The organism is Micromonospora sp. CNZ322, from assembly GCF_007827755.1.
The window spans coordinates 1-1,188 of the sequence record NZ_VITD01000032.1; the positions used below are offsets into that span (position 1 = coordinate 1).

The 1,188-nt window shown below is 63.9% G+C and carries 2 protein-coding genes; both read right to left on the reverse strand.

Annotated features, from left to right (window positions below):
* Positions 1-218 precede the first annotated feature (218 nt).
* A complete protein-coding gene (locus tag FB453_RS34565; RefSeq protein WP_186718720.1) occupies positions 219-386 on the reverse strand; it encodes a hypothetical protein in 168 nt (55 codons plus the stop codon).
* Positions 387-410: 24 nt separating this feature from the next.
* Positions 411-854: a hypothetical protein gene (locus FB453_RS33965; RefSeq protein WP_145796917.1), complete on the reverse strand. Its 444-nt coding sequence runs from the start codon at positions 852-854 to the stop codon at positions 411-413.
* Between the last annotated feature and the right edge of the window lie 334 nt (positions 855-1,188).

A 1,188-nucleotide genomic window follows, 5' to 3' on the forward strand; every position in this document is an offset into this window, starting at 1 on the left:
CCCGCTACGACAAGTTGGCCGTCCGGTTCCAGGCCATCCTGACCATCACCATCATCTGCGAATGGCTCTGACCCGGCTTATGAAACACGCCTTAGAGCCGGGTGACCTGGGCGCCGACCACAACAACAGGTCACTGCTCCGCGTGAAGGACGCTCAACAGCCGTCCCCGACCGATGCCCGGTCGGGGACGGGCTGGCGGGGTGGCAGGCAGAGGCAGTTCAAGCGACCTGGCGGACGGTGACCGTCGCCGACCCGGTCTCGTCCGCCCAGGGGTCGAGCACCAGGGTGTACGTGCCACCGGTGGGCAGCGGGCCCATCTCGAACCGCCCGGCACCGCCGATGACGCAGCCACTGCCCAGCCGACCCGAGGGCGGGCACTGCCACATCCGGTGCCCGCCCTCCGGCTACCGTCAGCCGTCCACGCTGCGGAAGGTCCTGCTGGCGCACGGGTAGCCCAAGTAGTCTTCCGGGCCGTTCGCCGTGCAGATATCCATCCGGACCACGTCGTTCGCGTAGACCTGCGCCGGATCCCAGATGACCGACGACCCGGATCCGCCGCCGTTGTACCGGGTGTCGATCAGGACGCCATTGACGTAGACGCGACCCAGGACCCCGTCACCATTCGCGCACGTGTCCGACACGATGAAGTAGTCGTCGTTCATGCCACCGCCGGGCGCGCCTTCGCCATAGTCGACGAATGCGATGCGACCAGCCTGGCACGATGCATTGTCGTCCCAGAGCGTCATGTCACTGTTGTCGTTGTGAGCGGCGAAGGCTGGTGAGCCTGTGGCAACGAGGGCGGCGGTTACCGCGAACGCCATTGACAGCTTGAGTCGAAGACGCCGGACCTTCATGCGTGACCTCCATGACCGGTGGTATCGGCTTGATGAATCCTTCGAAGCGTATTGATGAATCTGAAAAGATTGCTACCGCTGCGGTCTGTTCCGCACAGCACGCCGATGTCCGGCCTGGTCAACGGCGTGTTCGGTCTTGTCCCGAACAGACAAACCGACTCGCCACCGCCGCACGCCGGACGGCTTCCGCCGTTGAGCGCCGCCTCCCCACCAGATCTTGGACAGTTTCCTTTCCGCCGTAACTATTCAGTCCCATGACATCTGTCAGTGTTGAAGTCCCGATACATGTGTCAGTTGGTAGGGATCTTGGGTGTGCTGGTAGATGGTGCCTGGC

Bases quoted from the DNA above. Each gene is read 5' to 3' on its own strand.
- FB453_RS34565 (WP_186718720.1), bottom strand. From the start codon at position 386: ATGTGGCAGTGCCCGCCCTCGGGTCGGCTGGGCAGTGGCTGCGTCATC.
- FB453_RS33965 (WP_145796917.1), bottom strand. From the start codon at position 854: ATGAAGGTCCGGCGTCTTCGACTCAAGCTGTCAATGGCGTTCGCGGTA.